Genomic DNA, 25,901 nt, shown 5'->3' with positions numbered 1-25,901 from the left:
ACTTCATATTAGAACCCAACACTCTCAAATAAACTAGTTCAGATAATAAGTATTCTAGTGGTAGAAATTTAGCAGTTGCTATACTAATGCATATGATTTTAAGTGTGGTTGCATTTATAAGTATATATACATCTATAATATAAGTGAATGATTGAGTACTATAATTTAACAGGTACAAACTTAAATTTAATAATAATAAAATAGTCAAAATAGGGAATAGAGTTTAGTAATGTCGATATAAGGATGTGTTTAAATTGCTACTTAAGGTTGAACATCTTACATACAAGGTTGATAATCGTACGATCTTAGATGATATTAATTTGAATATTAATAAAGGAGACACGATTGCTATCGTAGGTCCTTCTGGAAGCGGTAAGAGTACTTTACTCAAACAATTGAATCATTTAATTAGTCCTACGAGTGGAGATTTATATTTGAATGATCAATCTTACTTTGATTATAAGCCGGAAGAGATAAGAACACGTGTGAGTTATTTAATGCAACAAAGTGAGTTAATTGGTTATACAATTGAAGATAATATGAAATTTCCTGCTGAGGCTAGAAATGAAGCTTATGACCGTGATAAAGCGAAACAGCTCATCTCTCAAGTGGGACTAGGTAATTATCAGTTAGATGCTCAATTTGAGCACATGTCTGGGGGAGAGCAACAACGTATTACCATCGCACGGCAACTCATGTATGAACCTGAAGTTTTATTATTGGACGAAGCTACTAGCGCTTTAGATACACATAATAAAAAGAAAATTGAAGAAATTATATTTAAACTAGCGGATAAAGGGATTGCCATTTTGTGGATTACACATAGTGATGACCAAAGTATGCGTCATTTTAAGCGTAGAATCACAATTACTGACGGTAAGATATCGAGTGATGAGGAGTTGAATGGTAATGAGTAATACAGCACTTTGTCTGACAGCACTTTTATTACTAATCCCTATCTTTATTTCTTATAAAGAAGGATTACATATTATCAAAGATTTAGTTATTGCTACAATTAGAGCAACCATACAATTATTGATTTTAGGTTTTTTATTACATTATATTTTCGAAATTAATGAAAAATGGTTATTAGTGCTTTGTGTGTTAGTCATTATTATTAATGCATCTTGGAATACAATAAGTCGTGCTTCACCTGTCATGCATCATGTTTTTTGGATATCATTTGTGGCTATATTTGTGGGAACAGCACTACCATTGGCAGCAACTGTTGCTACAGGTGCAATTAAATTTACAGCGAATGAAGTGATTCCAATTGGAGGTATGTTAGCTAATAATGGTTTAATCGCGATTAATCTCGCTTACCAGAATTTAGAAAGAGCATTTGTTCAAGATGTTTCTGATATTGAATCCAAACTTACGTTAGCAGCGACACCTAAGCTCGCATCAAAATCATCTATTAGAGAAAGTATACGCTTAGCGATTGTTCCTACAATTGATTCTGTAAAAACATATGGTTTAGTTTCAATTCCAGGTATGATGACGGGATTGATTATCGGAGGCGTTGACCCACTTCAAGCAATTAAATTTCAATTGCTTGTCGTGTTTATTCATACAACAGCGACGATTATGTCTGCGCTCATTGCAACGTATATGAGTTACGGTCAGTTCTTTAATGCTCGTCATCAACTCATTGCTAGAACGCAACGCACAAGACAAAGTAGTTAAATATCGTTGTTAACCTACACAGTACAGCTTTAAATATTATATAATAAAACAGTTATAAACAATGATAAGTTTGTAGCTGTTTTATTTTAGTCAAAATCAATAGTTACGTCATTACTTTGAAAGGGGCATCTAGATATTATGACTGTCGCACGCACAACAACATTTATATTAAGTGTTTTTATCGTAGGTATGGTTGAGATGATGGTTGCAGGTATTATGAATTTAATGAGTCAAGATCTTCATGTTTCTGAAGCGGTGGTCGGGCAACTGGTGACGTTGTACGCGCTTACTTTTGCGATATGTGGTCCGTTATTAGTGAAATTGACTCATCGGTTTGCTTCGCGATCAGTATTATTATGGACGTTAATTATCTTTATCTTCGGGAATGGTATGATTGCCATTGCGCCTCATTTTGCAATAATAGTTGTAGGACGTATTTTATCTTCTGCCGCAGCTTCACTCATTATTGTGAAAGTTTTAGCACTCACGGCGATGCTCACATCAGCAAAAAACAGAGGTAAAATGATTGGCATTGTTTATACAGGTTTTAGTGGGGCGAATGTCTTTGGTGTTCCCATCGGTACAGTGATTGGCGACTGGGTAGGATGGCGATTTACATTTTTATTTATTATTGTTGTAAGTGTATTTGTTGGTGTTTTGATGTTAATATATCTACCAAAAGAAGATGAATTGTCACATCCTAATCAAACACGTCGTTCAGCTAGTATTGAATCACAAACTGGCTCAAGCGTCATAAGACCTCGTGAGGTTATTAAATATCTGATGATTACATTTTTAGTACTGGTTGCTAATTCTGTAACATTCGTCTTTATTAATCCATTAATTTTATCCAATGGACATGAAATGTCTTTTGTGTCTTTAGCACTGCTTGTTAATGGTGTAGCAGGTGTGATAGGTACTTCATTAGGCGGTGTTTTATCTGATAAGTTTACTAGTAAGCGTTGGTTAATAATTTCGATTTCAATATTTATATTAATGATGATAATTCTTAACTTATTATTACCAGGAACAGGATTATTATTAGTCGGCTTATTTATGTGGAATTTAATGCAGTGGAGTACAAATCCAGCTATTCAAAGCGGTATTATTGAACACGTCGAAGGTGATACAAGCCAAGTGATGAGTTGGAATATGTCGAGTCTCAATGCCGGTATTGGCGTTGGCGGAATCGTAGGTGGACTCGTTATGACACATTTATCAGTGGAATATGTTACTTATACTAGTGCATTGATAGGTTTAATTAGTCTTATCATTGTATTCACTTTAAAAAATAGACACTATGCTAAAAAAATATGACTGGAAAAGGTTTGCACGATAGCACATAGAAGTATCTTTATGATATTAGTTTTGCGTATGTTATCAGTGCCTTTTCCAGTCTTTATTTATAGATATGTAACGCTTGATGATGAGGTTCATAACATTTCCATGGCATCCTACCTTTTCGGGCAAAATAAGCTAAGTCAGATATCATGTTACGACTTAAATTCATATCATGTTGGGTTACAGAATAATGATTTTTAGTCAAAATAGAGAGGTGACCAAACCAAAATACTAAATCCAATATATGATATGCACTTTTAAAGTAGGAGGTATGGGGTTGATGCCAATCAAAACGTGCTAGCCAAGTGTCGCAACTATTCATTTGATTTAAAAATAGATAAGTCGGACGAACAAAACAATACTCTGTTATTAAATTTCTTTGTTGTTTCATTGTGATGACATCAATTTTTTCGACGTGTGCACCATATTGAGTCATCAAGTGAATAAAACGTTCAGAAGGTAAGGTGCGTGTTGCGTCTTCAATATAAATATCACCTTCATCGTGTGTATAACTCATGAATGTCGGCTTGGAGAATTTTTTAATGGATCGTGACATATGATGATCTTTAATAGGTTGATAAATCAAATCAAGTCCACGAGATCTTCCGCGCTCTATTTTTTGAGACTCCATTAGATATAAAATGTCATCACTGGTAAGTGTCTTAAGTGTTTTATTAGGAAAATAATGTCTCATGAGTTGTGAAAAATGTTGTACTTTAGTATGTGCATTGAGTGGTGTATCAGTTGTTAACGTTCCACTTAATAACATTACTTTATGATAATAATCATCAAGTTCGGGCATTTGCATTAATGTCATGATACTCATACTACCCGCAGATTGACCTATTAGTGTCACGTTATTTGGATCACCGCCAAAATGTTCGATATATTGATGTACCCATTTTAAAACGTTAATTTGATCAGAAATCCCATTATTATAGTTCAAATGTTGATTAAAATAAGACCAATCTAGGTAGCCGAGTGCACCTAAGCGATAATTAAAAGTAACTACTATTATATTTTCTTGTTCTACTATGTGTTCAGGACAATATAGTTCAGCTGTACCATGTCCTTGAAGAAAACTACCACCATAAAAGTAAATCACTACAGGTAAATGATTTTGATTGGATGATGGTTTCCAAATATTTAAAAACAGGCAATAATCATTTTGTTTAAAAGAATTAAACGATGAATCTGTCGTCGAAAAAAAGTCTTCAAGTAAATTGTAGGGTTGTGGTGGGATGGATTGAATATGAGTTGCATCAATCATTGGTTTGCTTAGTTCCATAAGCTTTGAATGTTGGAATCGAGATATCTTATTGAATGGTTTGGCATACGGGATACCTAAGAATACATCAATATTCTTTTTGTGTAAGCCATTGATGGTACAGTTACCTATCTTGACTTGAACCATGTTTGAACACACCTTTACATATAAAGTCGTAGCTTAACTATAACATGAAAAATAATATTTAGATGAAATGTGACCAAGTAACAAAGTGAAAAGAACTGTTGATGATTGACTTGAATAATGTGTTAAAAAATTAAATTTACAAACGAAGTAAAAATGATATTAAGTGTATAACTGAATATTTAACGAATGATATCAGATAGAATTATATAAACTTTTGAATTTAATTCATATTTACTGGTATATTAAAAAGCTTGAGACAATGATGATAGTCCCAAGCTTTTATTATAAATATTTTATGTTCTATAAGCTGTCGTCTTATTGATTTTGTTGTTCTTGTCTATCGCGTTCTTTCCAATCTTTATGACGCGCTTTTTTTCGTGTTTTACGCAATTTGTCGCCCATTTTTTTATTCAACTTGTTTGCACGTTTGAAATAAATACTTTCAAAGTAACTTGTCGTACCAAGTTGATAGAAGATTAATGCAACGATTACGATGACTAAGAAATCCCATGGATAGTGAATCCAATTTAAGCCTTTGAACTCTTTACTTCCAATAAATGATAAGAATGCGAGAACAATAAGGTAGATAATAATCCATAAGCTTCCGCCAATTTGTTTTTTAGTATTCTTCCAATTCATTTTATATTCATAGAAGAAATAAATAGGTAAACCTAAAATAATAATTAAAATAACTTCTGCTGTCGTTGGCCACATTGCCCAATAGATAGCTAATGATGCTAAAACAAAGGATAAAGGTGCCATAAATTTTAAAATATTAGCTTTGAATGGACGAGTCATTTTTGGAGCCATTTTACGTAATGAAATAACCGTTGTTGGACCAGTTAAATATGCAACTAATGTTGCAGTAGAAATAACTGCAGCTAGTGTACCCCAGTCGCGGAACAATGTCACCATAATCATACTGATAATTGCATTAAATGCAATGGCAACACGTGGGATATTATACTTTTTATTGATTTTACCTAAGAATTTAGGAATATGCCCATTTTCTTCCATAGCGCGTAACACACGTCCAGTAACGGCAACAAAAGAAACTCCAGTACCAAACGGTGACACAACTGCTTCCATATAAAGTAATATTGCTAACCAGTTAAGACCTAATAAAATTGCCATATCTGCAAATGGTGAATTGAAATTGATACCGCTCCATCCATGTTCATGCAACATCGAACTTGGCATTGATGTAATGAACGTACTTTGTAAAACAATATATAATATAGCACTTAATGTAAGTGAAATAACAATCCCACGTGCGATGTTTTTCTCTGGATTCTTAATCTCTGATCCCATGTTAATAATTGTCTGGAATGCATTAAATGAGAAGATAATTCCAGATGTTGTTGTTGCAGCAAAAATAGGTGCACTTCCGTATGGCATAAATGTACCGATAGAGTGTCCATAATTACCTGTATCAAAACCGGAAACCATTAACATAATTATGGTTAAAATAGGGACACCTAATTTGAATACGGAAATTAAACTTGTAAATGATGTTAATAATTTTACTGACCAATAGTTTAATAATGAAAAGATTGCAATAATGATGTAAACAGCGATCAAACCGTAAGTACTGATTGAGCCATCCTTCATTAAAGATCCCATTGGTTTAGCCCAATCCCATGGCCAAGAACTCATATATTGAACAGCAGACACAGCTTCAATAGGGATAATTGTTACTAATGATACCCAGTTCGCCCAAGCTGCAATAAAACCAAGTAATGAGCCGTGAGTATACTGTGCGTAGTTACTCATACCGCCTGATTGAGGGAACATAGTTCCTATCTCAATATAGTTATAGGCAATCGTTCCAATTACTAAGAAACCGATAACCCAGGAAATGATGGCGGCTGGACCGGCCATTGAAGATGCCTCCCACGCTCCAAATAACCAACCTGATCCTATTAATGAACCAAGACCAAGGAGGACAAGTTGAGAAAGGCTTATCTTATTACTTTTTGATTTGTTTTTATTTTTCATAAATACTCCTTTATATATGTTGAATAATCAACAAAAATATTACGCTATAATTATACGCTAGTTAAAACATTAGTCAAACTAAATTTTTGTAATAATACAATTAATATTGTTTAATTAAATATGAATAAATAACAAATATATAATATGAGAAGGTAATGTTAATTAAAAGAGGTGTAGTAATGAATGAATAAACAAAAAAATGAGCAAGTTGATCAATTTTTAGCTAAAGAAAGCCAATGGCAAGATTGTTATAAATTTTTGAGAAATTTAATTTTTAATGAAACTGAACTTGAAGAAAATTATAAATGGATGCATCCTTGTTATACGATAAACAATAAAAATGTTGTGCTAATACATGGATTTAAAGATTATGTAGCGTTGCTTTTTCAAAAAGGAGCAATACTTGAAGATAAGTATCATACATTGATTCAACAAACTGAAAGAGTACAGGCAGCACGACAATTACGTTTTAACAGTTTAGAAGAAATAGAAAAGCGTAAAGATGAAATAAAATACTACTTGAATGAAGCAATTAAAACTGAAAAAGCTGGTAAAAATGTACCAATGAAAAAGAATGAAGATTATGAAGTACCTGAGGAGCTACAACAAAAATTTGAAGAGTTCCCCCGTTTAAAAGAAGCATTTTATCAATTAACGCCAGGACGTCAACATCAATATCTATATTATTTTTCACAGGCTAAACGTAGTCAGACGCGATATAATCGTATTGATAAATATATGAACGCTATACTACAAGGTAAGGGCATGAACGATAAATAGATATACAAAAAGGTTGGGATTACCCAACCTTTCGTATAAAATGAATGATATTCTGTTTAGAATTATTTTTGGTCTCCATTTAAACGCACTAAAATTTTAGCTTGAGATTTATCGTTTACAAGTTGATTGAAGCCACTTTCAACAATATTCTCTAATTCAATTTGATCTGTTACGACATCTTTAACATTTAAGCTACCATTAGCGATTAAATCTATTGTTTGTTGGAATGTAGTTGGTGTATAAGCAATTGTAGTTGTTAATTTGACACCTTTATTCATTTGTAATAATGGATTGAATTCTACGGGATGACCGAAGATTGATACGATGACAGCAGTACCACGTGGACGTGTTACTTCAATAGATTGTTGTAAAGTAATACCTACACCAGCAACTTCAAATGACACATCTACACCGTTGTCAGTGTGTTCATAAACTGTTTGTACTGGATCAACGTTACCTGAGTTATACACGTGAGTCGCACCTACACTTTTAGCTTTCGCTAAACGTTCTTCTGATAAGTCAAAGACAAATATTTTACTTGCACCAGCAGCTTTTGCTGCAACGATAGTTAACAAACCAATTGGCCCAGCGCCAAATACCGCTACAGTATCACCGAATAATAATTCGCCTTCTTTAACTGCTTGGACAGCAACTGCTGTTGGTTCTACAAGAGCACCTTCTCGTGCTGAAACATTATCTGGTAGATGGTAAACATTTGTTTCAGGAGCATTGGTAAACTCGGCAAACGCACCATCAGAACCTAGTCCTATAAATGAATAACCATCATATAAGTCAACATTTTCCGGCTTTTCTCTTCTAGACACTGTTGGATTAACTACCACACGATCCCCTTTTTTAAAACGTGATACGTCTTTACCAACATTTTCTACGACACCAGAAAATTCATGACCTAGAGTCACAGGTGCAGTTTGACCAAGTAGTGGGTCCGGTTGATCAGTTGAAATAAAAATAGGTCCTTCTAAATATTCATGTAAATCTGTACCACAGATACCAGCCCAAGAGACTTTAACTTGAACTTCATTGTCTTTTATTACTTTGGGTTCGCGATCTTCAACGCGTACATCCTTTTGTCCATACCATACTGCTGCTTTCATAATAAAAACCCCTTAAATATAAATTTGACTGCAAAATATGAATATCAGTCTTTAATGTGATGTAATAATTCTTATTACATTTTGAGCATAATACTAAAATGCTCTGTTTTCAAGAGAACACCGACATATAATGTGATATTTTTCACAATATTATAAAAATTAAACTTTTAATTCGTAGATAGTGAATCATTTACATAAACAACCGTAGATTTCTTAATTTATAATTTTTTTAACATAGAAATAATTATAAAAATTCTGTGAAAAGTGTTTATTTTCAACTCATTGGGTATATATTAGTATCTGTCTCTGTTTTCATGTATAGCATATTAATGGTTAATGTTTAAGACTATTAATTTAACGTAAAAATATATAAGCAAAGGCCTTTGTCTTTTGTTTAACTTTAGTCATTATTTGTTTAACAATTGCATCAGAGGTCTTTTTTTAGGTCATGGAACAAGACATTCTTTATATAGGAAGGGGAAGACAATTATGTTAAGTATTAAAAACTTAACCAAGATTTATTCAGGGAATAAAAAAGCGGTAGATAATATTTCTTTGGATATTCAATCTGGTGAATTTATCGCTTTTATTGGGACGAGTGGTAGTGGTAAAACAACTGCACTACGCATGATTAATCGTATGATTGAGGCGACAGATGGCCAGATTATGATGAATGGAAAAGATGTCCGTAATATGAATCCTGTTGAATTGCGGAGAAGTATCGGTTATGTCATTCAACAAATTGGTTTGATGCCACATATGACTATTCGAGAAAATATTGTTTTAGTACCTAAACTTTTAAAATGGTCTAAAGAGAAGAAAGATGAAAAAGCTAAAGAACTTATTAAACTGGTAGATTTACCTGAAGAATATTTAGATCGTTATCCAGCTGAATTATCAGGAGGGCAACAACAACGAATTGGTGTTGTACGCGCTTTAGCAGCTGAACAAGATATTATATTAATGGATGAACCTTTCGGTGCATTAGACCCTATTACACGCGATACATTACAAGATTTAGTAAAGGAATTACAACAAAAATTAGGAAAAACATTTATTTTTGTCACTCATGATATGGATGAGGCCATCAAATTAGCTGACAAAATATGTATTATGTCTAAGGGAAAAGTCGTTCAATACGATACACCTGACAATATTTTACGATATCCTGCAAATGACTTTGTTAGAGATTTTATTGGGCAAAATCGCTTGATTCAGGATCGTCCTAATATGAAATCTGTAGAAAGTGCTATGATCAAACCCGTCACTGTTAAAGCAGATGATTCATTGAATGATGCTGTAGATATTATGAGAACACGTCGTGTAGACACTATTTTTGTAGTCAATAATCAAAATAAATTATTAGGATTTTTAGATATTGAAGATATCAATCAAGGATTACGTGCGCGTAAAGAATTAATTGATACCATGCAAAGGGATGTTTACAAAGTACATATCAATTCAAAATTACAAGACTCTGTGCGTACAATTCTAAAACGTAATGTTAGAAATGTACCTGTCGTCGATAATGATGAACATCTCATTGGTTTAATTACGCGTGCAAACTTAGTCGATATTGTGTATGACTCAATTTGGGGCGAAGAAGATTCTGATAGTCATGAGAGCCCAATTGAAAGCTCAGATGAAAATAATCATGATTTACCGCAAAATCAAACTGATGCACGAACAAACGTAAATGAAGATGTGAATGATTATCATGATGCCCAACATAGAGGTGAGGATTAATAATGAAAGCATTCTTACAAGAATACGGTAGCCAACTTTTATCGAAAGCGGTAGAACATTTTTATATTTCTATGTTTGCATTATTGTTAGCGATTGTAGTAGCTGTCCCTTTAGGTATTTTATTATCAAAAACGCAACGCACTGCTAATGTGGTATTAACAGTTGCTGGCGTGCTTCAAACCATTCCTACTTTGGCTGTGCTAGCCATCATGATTCCAATATTTGGAGTAGGAAAAACACCAGCTATTGTTGCATTATTTATCTATGTACTTTTACCAATTTTAAATAATACAGTATTAGGTGTTAAAAATATCGATAAAAATGTTATTCAAGCTGGTCAAAGTATGGGAATGACTAAATTTCAATTAATGAAAGATGTTGAGATGCCTTTAGCTTTACCACTTATTATTAGTGGTATTCGTCTATCAAGTGTATACGTCATTAGTTGGGCAACACTCGCAAGTTATGTAGGTGCGGGTGGACTTGGGGATCTTGTATTTAATGGATTAAATCTCTATCAACCACCTATGATTATTAGTGCAGCGATTGTTGTTACTTTATTAGCATTAGTTATTGACTTTATACTTTCATTAGTTGAAAAATGGGTTGTACCTAAAGGATTAAAAGTATCTAGATAAATGGGAGGAATTGACATTGAAGAAGTATTTTAACTATACACTGATTCTGGTTGCATTATCTCTCATCGTGTTATCTGGATGCAGTTTACCAGGCTTAGGTGATGGAAATGCAAAAGATGATGTGAAAATTACAACGACTGAAACAAGTGAAACTAAGATTATAGGTCATATGGAAAAATTATTAATTGAACATGAAACTGATGGAAAAATCAAACCGACGTTGATTGGGAACCTAGGTTCTAGCATTATTCAACATAATGCGTTACAACGAGGAGATGCAAATATGTCAGCTGTACGATACACAGGTACTGAATTGACGAGTGTATTAGCAGCTAAACCTACTAAAGATCCTGAAAAAGCCATGTCTGAAACACAACGCTTATTTAAAAAGAAATATGATGAAAAGTTTTATCATTCACTTGGGTTTGCGAATACATACGCATTCATGGTGACAAAAGAAACGGCTAAAAAGTATCACTTAGAAAAAGTATCAGATTTAGAGAAATATAAAGATGAACTACGTCTTGGAATGGATACCCAATGGATGAACCGTGCAGGTGATGGATATCCAGCTTTTGTTAAAGATTATGGATTTAAATTTGATAGTGCGCTTCCAATGCAAATTGGTTTAGTATATGATGCATTAAAAAATAATAAATTAGATGTAGCAGTTGGGTATTCAACAGATGGACGTATTGCAGCTTATGATTTGAAAATATTGGAAGATGATCGTAAATTCTTCCCGCCTTATGACGGTAGTCCACTTGCAAATGAACAATTAATAAAGGATAATCCAGAAATCGATAAGGCACTAAAAAAATTAGAAGGTAAAATCTCAACAGAAGAAATGCAGAAGTTAAATTATGAAGCGGATGGAAAAGGTAAGGAACCTGCAGTGATAGCTGAAGAATATTTAAAGAAACATCATTACTTTGAAGAAAAGAAAGGTGGTCATAAGTAATGAAAGGTAATTTGTTACATTCAATCATCGAATATTACTCACTGAACTGGGCCTTTCTTCTAGAACTGTTCTTCAAACATCTATTAATGTCGGTATATGGTGTGTTGTTTGCTTGTATAATTGGAATTCCTATTGGTATTTTCATAGCTAAGTATAGACGTTTATCGTGGCCGGTGATTACAATTGCAAATATTATACAAACTGTTCCAGCAATCGCTATGTTGGCCATACTTATGTTGGCTATGGGATTAGGACCAACAACTGTTGTTGTAACTGTATTCCTGTATTCGTTATTACCTATTATTAAAAATACTTATACTGGTATTGTAGAAGTTGATGAAAATATTAAAGATGCTGGTAAAGGTATGGGAATGACGGGGAATCAAATATTAAGAATGATAGAGTTACCATTATCTTTATCTGTTATTATTGGTGGTGTTAGAATTGCACTTGTTGTTGCTATCGGAATAGTAGCGATTGGGTCATTTATCGGTGCTCCAACACTAGGTGATATTATTATTCGTGGTACAAATTCAACAGATGGAACAACATTCATCTTAGCAGGTGCCATACCAATTGCTTTAATAGCAATTATTATAGATATAGGATTACGTTATCTAGAAAAACGTTTAGATCCTACTCGTAAAAACAAAAAAGATTCAATGCAAAAACATCAAGTACAAAAATTACGTTAATAGATATCAATAAACTTAATTAATATAAAAAGCATAGACAGTGACTGAAACAGAGATTATTTTAGTCAACAGTTGCTTATACATTAACAATGCCTGGAACACAAAATAATGTTCCAGGCATTGTTTGTTTAATATATTTAGTTTTCAGGGGTATTTTAGATATATTTATAGTTTTGGGTAATTATAATAAGATTGGAGCAAGGATAGGAACTACTGCTACAACAATAACGCCAACGATGACAACTGCAATACTTCCCATTGATTCTTCAGTCTCACCCAATTCTTTAGCTGCCGCGACACCTAAAGTGTGTCCACTTGTCCCTAGTGCAAGTCCTCTGGCAATAGGGTTAGATATTTTAAATAATTTAACTATTTTAGCACCTAAAGCAGAAATGACAACTGCATTTAAAATAACTGCGAGTGAGGTTAATTCTTTGACACCACCGATACCGTCAGATACAGGTAATGCAATTGCTGTCGTTGCAGCTTGAGGTAGCATAGATGCTATAATTTGATTGCCAAATTGGAATGTTATTGCAACAAGATAAATTAATAACAAGGCAATAATTGTACCAACAGCTATACCACCAAATATTTGTAACCAATATCTTTTTAATACTTCGCGCTTGCGATATAAAGGAATCGCAAAGCATATTGTAGCTGGTTCTAGAAAGAAATTAATAATGTCGCCACCGATTTTATAATTCTCATAACTAATTCCAGTCAATTTCAAAAAAGCAATACCTGCAACCATACTTACGAATAAAGGTGCTAGTAAAAAGAAACCATTCGTTTTTTTATAAAAATAAGTCGCTATGACAAATGGTATTAATGATACTAATATCCCAAAATAAGGTGTATTGATTCCTAAATGTTCAATCATTGATTACCCTCCTATGTGACTTGTTTCTTCATTTTTCTCTTTAGAAGGGAAAAGTGATTTCGTCACTAATAATTGTGACGCAAAGCCAGTACAAATTAATAATAAAAGTGTTGAAATAATAATAAGTAAAATAATTAAAATAGGGCTTTGCTTAAGGATTGGTAAAGAGTTAATGACTGAAATACCAGCTGGTACGAATAGGAATCCAATATTATTGGTTAATGCAGTTCCCACAGTCTCAACTTGACCTAATTTCACAATGCCTGTACACAATGCGATAAATAATAGTACGAGTCCAATGACTGAAGCTGGCATTGGTATAGGCATAAATGATTCAATAATTTTTGATATAAGTAAAATCACTGCAATCGTTAATGCTTGTTGAAAAATACTGTATTTCATTGACTTCTTGTTATCAACCGCTTTGTTTTTAACGAGATGCGTTTGTTCCAAAATAACCATTCCCCTCTGTTTTCTTCATGGTTATATTATAGAATGAAAGCGTTTACTATATGTAGTTTCATAGCTCACTTACAAATATTTTAGGGTGAGGTGCACCATTTTAAAGGTGAAATTCATAAAGCATGATTTAAATTTTATTGAAGACCGAGTTGTTGTTTAAAAGTCTTCATATAAGAACGACTAACTTGATATTTAAATTCATGGGTTAACGTCAGCTGATATGTATAATTAAACCAATGTTCTATTGTTTGGATATGTTCTTTATTAACGATAGTAGCGCGATGTATTTTAATAAATAGTGAGGAAGGTAGTTTTTTCTCGTAATGATTAAGTGTTTCGGTCGTTTCATAACTTTGTTTTGTTGTATCTATCGTAGTAATCCCATTATTAACAGATAATGCGATAATGTCTGTGAAATTTAAGATGTGAATACGTTCATCCACTTCAATTGGTAGTACATGTGTTTGAGCGTGCTCATCATCACTATAATCAATATATTTAGGTGTGATAGTTTTATCTTTGTTTTTTGATTTATCTTTAGCCATGCCAACTTTATTTACAGCTTGATTAATACGATCTTTTTCAAAAGGTTTTAGTATATAATCGGTTGCATTTAATTCAAAAGCTTTGACTGCGAATTTCTCGTGAGCGGTTGCAAAGATAATATGTGGTGATTGCTTCATTTTATTAATTTTTTGAGCTAAATCAATACCACTTTCATCCATTAAATTTATATCTAAGAATATTAAGTCAAATGTGTTGTAGAGTAACTTCTCCAATGTTTCTTCTATGTTTTCTGCTTCTTCAATTTCATCTATAGCATCATTAAGATTTAAAAGATATTGTAATTCATTTCTTGCAAGTGGCTCATCATCAACGATTAACGCTTTCATTAAAGTGTTCCTCCTTAGAAGATTTGTACGGAATTAAACAACTTACAGTCGTGCCTGATTGAGAAGATTGAATGTTCAGTGCCGATGTTGTTCCAAATAGTCCAGTAAGTCTTTTATTAAGATTGACTAAGGCATTACCAGTACCAGTGGTAGACGTCACTGTCGTATATCCAATGATATCTAATTGATCAGCTGGTATGCCTTGCCCATTATCTTGAACAGATATACTTAAGTAGTCTTGTTTCATGCTAACATTCACATCAATATGATTATTCACTTTACGATTTTTAAATGCATGTTTAATAGAATTTTCCACTAATATTTGAATTATAAAAGGTGGGATAAGCGCATCTTGACACTGATCATCAATTCGATAATGTATGTTAAATCTATTTGGATAACGTGCTTGCTCTAAGGATAAATATGCTGCTACTTGTTGTAATTCCTTTTGTAAAGTAATTGTATTATTACGTGCACCATTAAGATTAGAGCGGAAGAACTGACTGAGTTGAATCAGTAAACGTCGTGCTTTTTCACTATCAATTCGTACTAGTGCTGATATAGTGTTAATAGCATTAAAAAAGAAATGTGGATTGACTTGTGCTTGTAATGATTTAATTTCAGCGTCTTTCAACAATTGTCCCTGCATTTCAGCTTGGCCTAGTTCTAGCTGTGAAGAAAATATATTAGCGAGGCCTTTTGCGAGTTGTTGGTCTGAAGTTGAAATAATATTGTTATCAGTGAAGTAAAATTTTAAAGTCCCTGCGATTTCGTTATGTATATAAAGAGGGACGACAATGGCTCCTTCAAGAGGGCAATTAGGATGGTGACATCCAATTCCTTCTCTCGTATGAGCGACTTTTAATTTTCCTGATTGAATCACTTCTTTAGATAAATCTGTAATAATCTCTTTACGTGCTACGTGATGGTCACTGCCTGCACCAATATGTGTTAAAATATCTTTTTTATTTGTAATAGCTACCGCCGACACTTGCATTAATTTTAAAATAATTTCAGCAGCTTGTTGGGCTGATTTTTCATTAAGTCCAGATCGAAAGTAAGGTAGTGTTTCATTAGCGAGTTGTAATACATCATGCGTTTGGACTGCACGCATTTGTTCTTCTTGCTTGATGGTCGACAAAATGATGGTTAAAAATATGGCTGTACCCAAACTATTAATGATAATCATCGGTAGTGCTATAAAACTGACTAATGTAATTGCGTGATGTAAGTTATTTGTAAATAATAATATACAGCTCATTTGAATAATTTCAGTTATTGCACCGATAATAGCACCTTTTTTAATGGACGGATATGTATTTTGTTTTATTGTTTGATGACCGAAGTAACCAGATATGATAGCGATAACTATGGATGAAATGAGATAGGTATATGCGTCAGCCCCGCCAATATATAAACGACATAATCCTGAAATAATCCCTACAATTATAGCTACCCACGGTCCACCTATTAGACCAGAAACACCAATAGTTAATACACGTGTATTGGCCATTGAGGCGTCTTTGCTTAAGTGGTAATAAATATCACCAGATACGATATGGCCATTTTCTATTTCAATTCCTGTAAAATTAGAAATCATAGAGAATATACCAAAAATAATGATTAGTTGGAATTTTGAACGCCATTTGTCACGTTCGCTCATCATTGTTTTAAAATGATTAATATTCATGAGTATATATGCGAGTAAAATAATTAATCCCACGCGTTCAAGTAATAAAATAAATAAATTAAGCATAACGTCAATCCTCATTTAATTTTAAATATCATAAAAAGAAATATATTTTTTTAAAAATAAAAGCACTTACATTGGCTTGTTTCATATATTTATAGTTTATATGAAAACACGATTAAATCAATTATAGTATGGAAAATTGAAACTAGATAGTGTAGAATATGTTTCTATATTTACAAATTTTCTAAAAATTACAAGAAATTAAAAAAGAAACATATCTAGGATGAATGAATATTAACATGATAAATGATTTAGTCATATATTTATTTTAGTTAAAAAGTTGTTCTAAATATGATAAAGTTTCTTAATGTAAAAATGATATTAGAGGAAAACAAATAAAAGATTTGTAAAATAAGAAATGGATATTGTAATTAAATAAGTCTTATTAGAGATTTCTAATTAATTGTGAAGGAGTAAGTGATAGATGAATACATCACAAAAGTTTAGGGGAGATAATCGCTTATTATTAGGGATTATTTTAGGGGTTATTACATTTTGGTTATTTGCACAATCACTTGTAAATCTAGTTGTGCCATTACAATCATCATACAATAGTGATATTGGCACCATTAATATAGCAGTTAGCTTATCGGCACTATTTTCTGGTTTGTTTATTGTAGGTGCAGGAGATATTGCAGATAAAATTGGTAGAGTAAAAATGACATACATAGGCTTAGCACTTAATATTGTTGGGTCAGTTTTAATCATTATTACGCCATTACCAAGTTTATTGATTATTGGACGGGCTATTCAAGGATTGTCAGCGGCGTGTATAATGCCAGCGACACTCGCAATCATTAATGAATATTATATCGGGACAGCACGACAACGTGCATTAAGCTACTGGTCTATCGGTTCATGGGGAGGTAGTGGTGTTTGTACTTTGTTTGGTGGTTTAATGGCAACTAACCTTGGATGGCGCTCAATCTTTATTGTTTCAATTATTCTGACAATATTATCCATGTTTCTCATTAAACATACACCCGAAACAAAAGCAGAGCCTATAGGAGATCAACCGACAGAGACAAAGAAATTTGATGTTGTTGGTTTAATCATCTTAGTGGTCAGCATGTTAAGTATTAATGTGATAATAACTCAAACCTCTCAATTTGGTTTGTTCTCACCATTTATTTTGGGACTTATTGCAATTTTTGTTATATCGTTAATTATATTCGTGATTTACGAAAATAAAATCAAACAACCACTTGTCGATTTTGATATCTTTAAAAACAAAGGTTATACAGGTGCAACGATTTCAAACTTTATGTTGAATGGTGTAGCTGGTGGTACATTGATTGTAGTAAATACTTTTTATCAGCAAAAATTAGATTTTAACTCTCAGGAAACTGGATATATTTCACTTACATACCTAATTGCAGTATTAATTATGATACGTGTGGGTGAAATGATATTACAATCGCTAGGACCTAAAAGACCATTGTTACTCGGAAGTGCGTTGACCGTCATAGGATTAATATTATTATCTTTGACGTTTTTACCTAATGCTTGGTATATAGCGTCAAGTGTCATTGGTTATTTATTATTTGGTACCGGTTTAGGTATTTATGCAACACCATCCACGGATACAGCTGTTGCACAAGCACCAGATGATAAAGTAGGCGTCGCATCCGGTGTATATAAGATGGCATCATCCTTAGGAAATGCATTTGGTGTGGCCATCTCAAGTACAGTTTACAGCGTACTTGCGGCCCAACTGAATCTGACTTTAGGTGGTTTTACTGGAGTAATGTTTAATGCGCTTATAGCATTATTAGCATTCCTATCTATTTTGTTCTTAATACCGAAAAAACAATCTAATGTATAAGAATATAGTCATCAACTTTTAAATTCATCTTTAATATTGAAATGGAAAAATATGAATTTGTGTCTGGGACATCACTGGTGTCTCAGACATTTTGATATATTGACATCGAGAACTCAGTAAAAATAAAGGTATGAAGAAGTCTATAAATTCTAATTCTTGTTAAAGAGAAAAGAGATAATCCAGTCAATATGAAACTATTTCTACTCATATTTTAAAAACGCAACTGAAATTGAATAATAAATTAACAAAGAAACGATTTACTGTGCTAATAAAATGTTGAGTGAGCAATGTACGTTTGAGAGGATAATACTTATTCGTAATTAACAGAAAATTCTTACAAATTAACCGTATTATATTGACTGGTATGTAGTAAAGTAGTATTTTAAAAACAATATAGAATTGTAAGGAGATGGAATATATGAAAATAGCAATTGCAGGTTCTGGCGCATTAGGTAGTGGATTTGGTGCTAAGTTGTTTCAACATGGTTATGACGTCACTTTAATTGATAATTGGGAACCTCAAGTTACTACAATACAACAGGACGGTCTACATATAGATATTAATGGTGAAGCGCATCATTTCAGGCTACCTATGTATAGACTAACGGAAATTCCTAAAGCAACGTCCTATGATATTGTTTTTCTATTTCCTAAATCTATGCAATTAGAAGAGGTGCTTAGTCATATTCAACCCCATCTTCATGATAATACTATTGTTGTGTGCACTATGAATGGTTTGAAACATGAACGTCTTATACAACAATATGTTTCTATAGATAGAATTGTACGTGGAGTAACAACTTGGACTGCCGGTATTGATCAACCTGGTCACACGCACTTAATGGGGCAAGGTCCTGTTGAAATTGGGTGTCTCGTGCCCGAGGGAAAAGAAAGCGTAGATATTATTCTTAATCTGCTAAAAAATGCAGAATTAAAAGGTGTGAAAAGTGAACATTTACATCAATCAATTTGGAAAAAAATATGTGTTAATGGAACAGCTAATTCTTTATGTACTATACTTGAATGTAATTTGGCAGCACTGAATAATAGTGATGACGCTAAAAATTTGATCTATAAAATTACACAAGAAATTGTTCATGTTGCAACAGTTGATGATGTTCATCTTAATGTTGATGAGATTTTTGATTACTTAATTGCTTTAAATGATAAAGTAGGCCCACACTATCCTTCTATGTACCAAGACTTAATTAAAGATAATCGAACAACTGAAATAGATTATATTAATGGAGCAGTTAGTAAATTAGGGAAAGAGAATCATATTGCTACACCTGTAAATGATTTTGTAACAAATCTTGTACATGCTAAAGAAAATCAACGTGGTGCACAATGATAAAACAATATGGATCGTTTGAGTTACAAGCTCTTTTTAAATTATTAACATGGCATATTTAATAGTGGAGAACGAAAAGCACGCTATAAACAATTTTTACAAGATTGTTTATAGCGTGCTTTTTTATGACTCTTCAGTTAATAACTCACTATTGTCTTTATGATGCTCTAATTTTTGTTTGAGTTTTTTAGCTTCATGTAGTGCCACTTTCTTATAGTGAGAGTGGGCAAAATGCATTTGCACAATTAGAAAAGCAGCGCTTATACTCCAATATAAGCCCAAAGCTGCAGCAGAATGTAGAGATGCATATGTTATGAATATCGGTGAAAATACCATCATAAAATAATAAGTTTTTCTTTGATCTTTTGGATAATGGATTGAGTTTACAAGTGGTTGAACAAAATACATGATTGCTGCGATTATTGTCATAATCAAATCAGGTTGCGTTAAATCAAACCATAAGAAGTGTGGGTATTCAGTAATTCCGTGACTCGAAGGGTACTTCAAACTCATATAAAGCCCCATTAATATAGGCATTTGTATAAGAACAGGCAGACACCCTAACATATTTTTTAATGGATTAATCCCATACGATTGATACTTTTTCAAAAGCAATTGATTGGCTGCATTGCGTTCTTCTTGTGATGTTGCGTGTTTCATTTTATCTCTTATAGCATCCAATTCTGGTTGGACGACTTTTGTTTTTTCGCGCATCATATGCATATTCTTAACTTGTATTAACATGAAAGGTAATAGGATGAAACGAACTATGAGTACAATAGAAATAATAGCAAAGCCATAGTTATCCTGAAAAACTCTGCCAAGAAAATGAAGAAATTCATCCATAGATTTTACAAAAACGTTATAAAATATACCAGTTTGGTTCTCTTCTTTAGAATAATCGCATCCAGCTAGTAAAATGATAAAACCTAATAAAGTGATGAAAAGTCGTTTATGCATAGTGATACTTCCTTTTGTTAATAATTATATTAATTTTATGATAAATGATGTTCAAGTTCATCAAAATAGTATAATATTGCATGATTTAAAAATAACAAAGTCATTCTTAGGTGTGTATCGCATGTCTTAAATGTGGCTTTTTAATGCTTAGGTGTTGTTTTATGTTTTTTATTTTCATCAGAATGGTAAGTTATACTTAATAAAGATAACCAAATTAGTAACATGGTTATGGCTAGATATACACTTACAATTAAATATTTCGAATGTAAAGGTAACCATGATAAAACAAACCCCCAAGTTGCATCTCCTAATATTATCAAAGGAAGTAGGTAAAAAAGAATATTTATTGCTACAAATCCCAACAAAATGATGCTGAACATGATTGAAGTTCGTAAACATTTACGGATGAAGATGTGACCATCACGTAATTTTAAGATTTTACTAAAAACTAAGATACTAAATATGACCATGAATATATCGGCCAGTGTGGAAATGATAAGTTGCATATTTTTCGTTTGGTTCACTTTTTCTTCTATGGTTGTGTAATGACGATTATTCATAATTTGAGTATTTAAATGTTCCGCTAGACGAGTCACTTGACTTGAATTTGTATTCGCTAATACGACAATGCCATAAGATTTACGAATATTTAATAAAATTTGTGACGAGAAATTATCTAAAACGCCGGTATGTAATACGAGATGGTCATCAGTATTTATAAACCATCCTGAACCGTAGCTATCTGCGTTAAGCTCACTATTTAATGAGTTAGATAATACCTGATGCGATTGACGAATTAACTGGACTTGTGATTTTGAAGTAGGGTGGATCTGTAGTTGGACCCACTTTGCTAAATCACTTGTACTTGACATCATATATGCTGCAGGCGTATCACCGATGTTAAACTCTGGTTGTGCAACTTTATTTTCATTATCTTCCCATATGTAACCTAATGCTTCGTTATTAGCTTTCGTATTATTTACTTTAAAAGTGGTATGTTTCATTTTTAAAGGGGCTAAAACATGCTTTTGGATGTATGATGTATAGGATTGATGGGTAACATTTTGAATAATAAGACCTAAAATATCATAATTCATATTCGAATATTCAAAAGTTTCTCCAGGTGCATGGTTCAGAAGTTTTCCTTTTGCAAAATTAACGATATTTTCAATACTATCGTACTGTTTAGAATAACGATTTTCTTCAGTGATATCTCCAGGTATACCACTAGTTTGAGCTAATAGCTGTTCAATAGTAATATCAATTTTTTTGTCTTCATACTTCATTTTAAATCCAGGTATAAATGTACTTACTTTGTCATTTAAATTTATTTTTCCTTCTTGAACTAATTGTAGAATTGCATAACCTGTAAAAGCTTTAGTATTGGATGCAATTTCAAATTGAGTATGTGGGTTTACCTTTGCTTTTTTTTCAATATTGGCATAACCATATCCTTTATTTAAAAAGATTTTATTGTCTTTGATGATTAATATTGCTAGTCCGGGGATATCTCCTTTCTTCATTGCTGTCTCAACCATTTTATCAATATGTTTTTGAGAAGCATGTGTCAATATCGTCTCATTCTTACTATGTGTAATTTCTCGTGTTGTAATTGAAATTATAGATAAAATGGTCATCAAAAAAATGACAACAATGACAAACAGTTTTATCTTCATTAAGCATCCTCTACTTTAAATTTAAAAATTTATTGCCTGCGTTATGGCAACAATAAGTGAATTTATTATAACAGTTTTGGTGTATAAAGTTACAGATAACGAATAGATATTGGGTTAGCTATATCTTAATCAAGTAGTCTTCTTAGTGAAAAACAATAAATTTTAAAGTGTAATAAAACGCTAATAGAGTAAATGTAATGATTAAAGATATGTGAAGTAGCTATACAATTTTGTTTTATGGGAGTATAGTTTTATCCATCAAAATGAGTTAAAGAGGTAGGAGTCATGTTCATCCAATTTAAAAGACTTTTGATTGGTAGACCTAAAAGAAACAGAGACTTAAAAAATGAGAAAATTTCAAAATTTAAAGGATTAGCTATCCTATCATCCGATGCGTTGTCATCAGTTGCATATGGTCCTGAACAGATATTAATTACATTATCGGTGATAGGAGCTGTAGCATCTTGGTATACGTTGCCTATTGCTGGAGCAGTTCTAATATTATTAACAGCTTTAATTTTATCTTATAGACAAATTATTTATGCTTATCCAAAAGGTGGGGGAGCGTATATTGTTTCTAAAACAAATCTTGGTGAGAAATGGGGATTGTTAGCTGGAGGGTCTTTATTAGTCGACTATATATTAACGGTGGCAGTGAGTATTTCTTCAGGAGCAGATGCTTTTGTTGCCGCATTTCCTCACTTATATCATTTTAAAGTGCTTATTGCATGCTTATTAGTACTCTTTATTTTAATGATGAATTTAAGAGGTTTGACTGAATCAGCAACTGTATTATCATATCCAGTCTACTTATTTATTATAGGTTTAATTGTTTTGATAGTCGTTGGAACATTTCGCGTAGCTACTGGACAAATTGCACCACATATCCATTCCACTGTAGGGAGTACTGTGCCAGGTGTTACGTTATTTTTACTTTTAAAAGCATTCTCATCTGGAGCATCATCACTTACAGGTGTAGAGGCAATATCCAATGCAGTAACAAATTTTAAAAATCCAGCACCTAAGAATGCAGTCAAAACTTTAGTCACTATGGGTACAATTTTAGCAGTGTTACTAGTAGGTATTGTTGTACTCTCATATATATATGGAATTATGCCTCAAACTGAAACGACCGTACTATCACAACTTGCGTCCCAAATATTTGGTGAAAATGTAGCGTTTTATTTTATACAAGCTACTACAGTTATGATTTTGGTATTGGCTGCTAATACAGGTTTTACAGCATTTCCTATGCTTGCTGCATCAATGTCTAAGGACAAATATATGCCACGTATGTTTACTGTTCGTGGTGATCGTCTCGGTTATTCAAACTCGATTATTATATTAGGTGTATTAGCCATCATTTTAATTATTCTATTTGAAGGAATGACAGAGAACCTCATTCCATTATATGCAGTAGGTGTTTTTATTCCATTTACGCTTGCTCAGTTTGGTATGGTTTTAAAGTGGCTTCGAGAACGCCCTGAACGATGGGGAATAAAGCTTACTATCAATTTAATTGGTGGTACGATTACGTTTATCGTATTCATGATTTTACTTATTACCAAACTGAATCAAGTATGGCCAATTCTTTTATTTTTACCTTTTGTTGTATTTATTTTTATTAGAATTCATGTACATTATGAGAATATAGCATGTGAATTACGATCTGAAATTGATATACACGACATTCCTGTTGTAGATCGCAATTTAGCGATTGTACCAATTCAAAGTATTACAACTGTAGTTGATAAATCTATTTATTATGCTAAATTATTAGCTAATGATGATGTTATTGCAGTACATGTGACATTTGGTGATGAGGATGAGCAAGCTTTTATGACTAAGTGGAAAAAACATTTTCCTGATGTAAGACTTGTGATTTTACATTCAGAGTATAGAAGTATTATTCGTCCGATTTCACGATTTATAGATAAAATTCGTAAAAAAGCGAATGATAAAAATTATTTAATTACAGTAGTCGTTCCAGAATTTATCCCTAAAAAGGCTTGGCAGCACTTGTTGCACAATCAAACGAGTTTACGTTTAAAATTGCATTTAATTTATCAAAAAAACGTTACTTTGTGTACTATTCCATTCAAATTAATGAAATAAAAAAAGGACCAAATACACTTGATTAAAGTGAAATTTTGGTCCTTATTATAATGGAGTATATTCGCTTTTAGATAATATATATTTTGCAAATCTTGATGATTAATATTGTAAAGTCATAGGTTATAATTAAGTTTAATCACATTTTACTTTAATGTTGCTGTCTTTCGGCTAAAGATTCAGCATTGCTCTTGTATTTCTTATAATAAAAGAATAAGAAGATAAACCATAACGGTGAAATAAAAATTGCTACTCTAGTATCTTTGCTAAAGAATAGTAGAATAAAGATGAATAAGAAAAAAGATAACACAATATAGGCAATAATCTTTCCACCCCATAATTTAAATGCACTTGATCGATGTCGTTCGGGATTCTTCTTTACGTATGCGATGTAAGAGACGATAATCATTCCCCATACTACAAGGAATAGAACAGTAGATAATGTCGTTACATAAATAAATAATTTAATAGCATCTGGGAAAACAAAATTTAATAAAGCGGCGATTAACAATGTTATTGAAGATACAAACATTGAGAGATAAGGCACACCATTAGAATTAGTTTTTGTTAATGCTTTAGGACCTAAACCTTGTTTCGCTAAACCAAATAAAATTCGACTATTAGAATATATTCCGCTGTTCGTTGCAGATGCTGCTGCAGTTAAAACAACAAAATTAACTATGCCTGCAGCAAAGGGCACACCAATTAGTGTGAATAATTTAACAAACGGACTACTATCAGGATCAACTTTAAACCATGGAATGACAGACATGATTACAAGTAAACCACCTATATAAAATAATAAAATTCGTATTGGAACGTTATTTATTGCTTTAGGAATTGTTTTTTCTGGATTTTTGGTTTCACCAGCTGTGACGCCTATAAGTTCTATACCTATAAATGAATATACAGCAATTTGGAAGGACATTAAAAATCCAGCTACGCCATGTGGAAACATACCGCCATGATGTATTAAATTACCAAAAGAAGCATGTCCATATTCTGTTTTAAATGATAAAAAAATCAGAACTAAACCTACAATAACCATCGTAATAATTGTAACGACTTTAATTATAGAAAACCAAAATTCAAGTTCTCCAAATAATCTGGCACCAAGCAAATTAAACGATATAAGTATGAGTACAATAAATAGCACTGTCAACCAGTGTGGGACTTGTGGGTACCAATAAGCAAAATATTGTCCCATCGCAGTGAGATCCGACATGCTAGAGACAATCCAACAAACCCAATAGGTCCACCCAATTACAAATCCACCAAACGGACCAAGGTATTCATTTGCAATATCTACGAATGAATTAAATTTAGAGTTACTTAATAATAATTCACCAAGAGCTCTCATAAAAGCAAATAACACTATACCTATCAACATGTAAGTAAAGAGTAATGAAGGTCCGGTTAGAGAAATTGTCTGTCCTGAACCTAAAAATAAACCAGTTCCTATAGCACCACCAATAGCAATTAATTGAATATGCCTATTATTCAATTCTCTTTGTAGCTGTTTTGCCATCAACTTCCTCCTTAAGGATACATATATGAAAGCGTTTACTTAAGTTTATCTTATCCAACATATTTTGAAAAAGCAAGAATTTTC

General features: G+C 32.5%; 21 protein-coding genes. 11 read left to right on the top strand and 10 right to left on the bottom strand.

Going from position 1 to position 25,901, the window contains the following annotated elements; all coding sequences use genetic code 11:
• Positions 1-254: 254 nt before the first annotated feature.
• From HMPREF2897_RS09865 to HMPREF2897_RS09855, 3 genes are all read left to right on the top strand, one after another.
• A complete protein-coding gene (locus tag HMPREF2897_RS09865) occupies positions 255-917 on the top strand; it encodes an ABC transporter ATP-binding protein (protein WP_002495950.1) in 663 nt (220 codons plus the stop codon).
• Entirely contained in the window at positions 910-1,686 is a 777-nt protein-coding gene (gene fetB / locus HMPREF2897_RS09860; protein ID WP_002458165.1) for an ABC transporter permease, read from the top strand. The genes HMPREF2897_RS09865 and fetB overlap by 8 nt, the downstream gene beginning before the upstream one ends.
• Before the next feature lie 138 nt (positions 1,687-1,824).
• Positions 1,825-3,003, top strand: coding sequence for an MFS transporter (locus HMPREF2897_RS09855; RefSeq protein WP_070593091.1), 1,179 nt, complete (start codon positions 1,825-1,827; stop codon positions 3,001-3,003).
• Positions 3,004-3,085: 82 nt separating this feature from the next.
• Here HMPREF2897_RS09855 and HMPREF2897_RS09850 read toward each other — a convergent pair whose 3' ends face one another.
• Both HMPREF2897_RS09850 and HMPREF2897_RS09845 read right to left on the bottom strand, forming a co-directional pair.
• On the bottom strand, positions 3,086-4,441 hold the full coding sequence (locus tag HMPREF2897_RS09850; protein ID WP_070593090.1) for a carboxylesterase family protein: 1,356 nt from the start codon (positions 4,439-4,441) through the stop codon (positions 3,086-3,088).
• Positions 4,442-4,756: 315 nt separating this feature from the next.
• Positions 4,757-6,439, bottom strand: a complete 1,683-nt coding sequence (locus tag HMPREF2897_RS09845) for an APC family permease (protein WP_002499888.1) — start codon at positions 6,437-6,439, stop codon at positions 4,757-4,759.
• Between the two features lie 183 nt (positions 6,440-6,622).
• Here HMPREF2897_RS09845 and HMPREF2897_RS09840 point away from each other — a divergent pair, with 183 nt between their 5' ends.
• Positions 6,623-7,219, top strand: a complete 597-nt coding sequence (locus tag HMPREF2897_RS09840) for a YdeI/OmpD-associated family protein (protein ID WP_070593088.1) — start codon at positions 6,623-6,625, stop codon at positions 7,217-7,219.
• Between the two features lie 62 nt (positions 7,220-7,281).
• On the opposite strand, the gene HMPREF2897_RS09835 is transcribed toward HMPREF2897_RS09840, so the two are convergent.
• Positions 7,282-8,334, bottom strand: coding sequence for a 2,3-butanediol dehydrogenase (locus HMPREF2897_RS09835; RefSeq protein WP_002447161.1), 1,053 nt, complete (start codon positions 8,332-8,334; stop codon positions 7,282-7,284).
• 489 nt (positions 8,335-8,823) lie between these two features.
• Here HMPREF2897_RS09835 and HMPREF2897_RS09830 point away from each other — a divergent pair, with 489 nt between their 5' ends.
• Genes HMPREF2897_RS09830 through HMPREF2897_RS09815 form a run of 4 tightly spaced genes read left to right on the top strand, consistent with a single transcriptional unit; the run spans position 8,824 to position 12,374 of the window.
• Positions 8,824-10,080: a betaine/proline/choline family ABC transporter ATP-binding protein gene (locus tag HMPREF2897_RS09830; protein WP_002447162.1), complete on the top strand. Its 1,257-nt coding sequence runs from the start codon at positions 8,824-8,826 to the stop codon at positions 10,078-10,080.
• A 2-nt stretch (positions 10,081-10,082) separates the two neighbouring features.
• The gene (locus HMPREF2897_RS09825; protein WP_001831629.1) at positions 10,083-10,718 is read left to right on the top strand and encodes an ABC transporter permease; all 636 of its coding nucleotides are present in this window, start codon (positions 10,083-10,085) and stop codon (positions 10,716-10,718) included.
• A gap of 16 nt (positions 10,719-10,734) precedes the next feature.
• A complete protein-coding gene (locus HMPREF2897_RS09820) occupies positions 10,735-11,679 on the top strand; it encodes an osmoprotectant ABC transporter substrate-binding protein (RefSeq protein WP_070593086.1) in 945 nt (314 codons plus the stop codon).
• Positions 11,679-12,374 (top strand): ABC transporter permease, encoded by a 696-nt coding sequence (locus HMPREF2897_RS09815; protein ID WP_002447165.1) that lies wholly within the window; start codon positions 11,679-11,681, stop codon positions 12,372-12,374. The genes HMPREF2897_RS09820 and HMPREF2897_RS09815 overlap by 1 nt, the downstream gene beginning before the upstream one ends.
• A 181-nt stretch (positions 12,375-12,555) precedes the next feature.
• On the opposite strand, the gene lrgB is transcribed toward HMPREF2897_RS09815, so the two are convergent.
• From lrgB to HMPREF2897_RS09795, 4 genes are all read right to left on the bottom strand, one after another.
• Positions 12,556-13,257 carry an antiholin-like protein LrgB gene (lrgB, locus tag HMPREF2897_RS09810; RefSeq protein ID WP_001831408.1) on the bottom strand — a complete coding sequence of 234 codons (702 nt, stop codon included), beginning with the start codon at positions 13,255-13,257 and terminating at the stop codon, positions 12,556-12,558.
• A 3-nt stretch (positions 13,258-13,260) separates the two neighbouring features.
• Positions 13,261-13,710 (bottom strand): antiholin-like murein hydrolase modulator LrgA, encoded by a 450-nt coding sequence (gene lrgA / locus HMPREF2897_RS09805; protein WP_001831627.1) that lies wholly within the window; start codon positions 13,708-13,710, stop codon positions 13,261-13,263.
• Positions 13,711-13,853: 143 nt separating this feature from the next.
• Complete coding sequence (locus tag HMPREF2897_RS09800; protein WP_002447167.1) at positions 13,854-14,612, bottom strand: response regulator transcription factor LytR; 759 nt, start codon at positions 14,610-14,612, stop codon at positions 13,854-13,856.
• Positions 14,593-16,368, bottom strand: coding sequence for a sensor histidine kinase (locus tag HMPREF2897_RS09795; protein ID WP_002495949.1), 1,776 nt, complete (start codon positions 16,366-16,368; stop codon positions 14,593-14,595). The genes HMPREF2897_RS09800 and HMPREF2897_RS09795 overlap by 20 nt, the downstream gene beginning before the upstream one ends.
• Before the next feature lie 421 nt (positions 16,369-16,789).
• Here HMPREF2897_RS09795 and HMPREF2897_RS09790 point away from each other — a divergent pair, with 421 nt between their 5' ends.
• Together HMPREF2897_RS09790 and HMPREF2897_RS09785 are read left to right on the top strand one after the other, a co-directional pair.
• Positions 16,790-18,190 (top strand): MFS transporter, encoded by a 1,401-nt coding sequence (locus tag HMPREF2897_RS09790; RefSeq protein WP_070593084.1) that lies wholly within the window; start codon positions 16,790-16,792, stop codon positions 18,188-18,190.
• Between the two features lie 418 nt (positions 18,191-18,608).
• Positions 18,609-19,541 (top strand): 2-dehydropantoate 2-reductase, encoded by a 933-nt coding sequence (locus tag HMPREF2897_RS09785; protein WP_070593082.1) that lies wholly within the window; start codon positions 18,609-18,611, stop codon positions 19,539-19,541.
• A 123-nt stretch (positions 19,542-19,664) separates the two neighbouring features.
• On the opposite strand, the gene yidC is transcribed toward HMPREF2897_RS09785, so the two are convergent.
• The gene (gene yidC, locus HMPREF2897_RS09780) at positions 19,665-20,501 is read right to left on the bottom strand and encodes a membrane protein insertase YidC (RefSeq protein ID WP_002475833.1); all 837 of its coding nucleotides are present in this window, start codon (positions 20,499-20,501) and stop codon (positions 19,665-19,667) included.
• 140 nt (positions 20,502-20,641) lie between these two features.
• Positions 20,642-22,177, bottom strand: a complete 1,536-nt coding sequence (locus tag HMPREF2897_RS09775; RefSeq protein WP_070593080.1) for a serine hydrolase domain-containing protein — start codon at positions 22,175-22,177, stop codon at positions 20,642-20,644.
• Positions 22,178-22,462: 285 nt separating this feature from the next.
• On the opposite strand from HMPREF2897_RS09775, the gene HMPREF2897_RS09770 reads away from it, so the two are divergent.
• Positions 22,463-24,292 (top strand): APC family permease, encoded by a 1,830-nt coding sequence (locus HMPREF2897_RS09770; protein ID WP_002447173.1) that lies wholly within the window; start codon positions 22,463-22,465, stop codon positions 24,290-24,292.
• 148 nt (positions 24,293-24,440) lie between these two features.
• Here HMPREF2897_RS09770 and HMPREF2897_RS09765 read toward each other — a convergent pair whose 3' ends face one another.
• Positions 24,441-25,817: an amino acid permease gene (locus HMPREF2897_RS09765; RefSeq protein WP_002458150.1), complete on the bottom strand. Its 1,377-nt coding sequence runs from the start codon at positions 25,815-25,817 to the stop codon at positions 24,441-24,443.
• Between the last annotated feature and the right edge of the window lie 84 nt (positions 25,818-25,901).

Source organism: Staphylococcus sp. HMSC065D05 (assembly GCF_001813195.1).
Lineage (GTDB): Bacteria > Bacillota > Bacilli > Staphylococcales > Staphylococcaceae > Staphylococcus > Staphylococcus epidermidis.
This window is presented reverse-complemented; position numbering and strand designations above follow the sequence as displayed.